At 62.6% G+C, this 278-nt stretch carries 1 protein-coding gene; it reads right to left on the minus strand.

From position 1 onward, the window contains the following. Nucleotides 1-278, minus strand: a 278-nt coding sequence (locus tag AC6UDF_RS07195; protein WP_500724189.1) for a transposase, incomplete at both ends; no start/stop codon positions are given.

The raw sequence follows: 278 nt of genomic DNA on the forward strand, positions 1-278 counted from the left end.
GTCCTGGCTCGTACCGGATGGCCGTCAGGGCCGCCATGTAAAGGGCTTCGCGTACTACTGCGCGCCCACCACTGATCCGCCGTTGGCCCTGCCAGGTGCCACTTTCGCGGTTCATCGGGGCCAACCCCACCAGCGATGCTATGGCTTTGCTTCCCAAGCTGCCCAGTTCGGGCAACTCGCAGGCCAGTGTGCTGATCAGGATGGGGCCGACGCCTTTGAGCGTGCCGATATTCTTCCAGCCAGGCTGTCCCTCAAGCTGCTCGGCAATAGCTTTATCC

The organism is Fructilactobacillus sp. X2R6C1 (genome assembly GCF_059901295.1).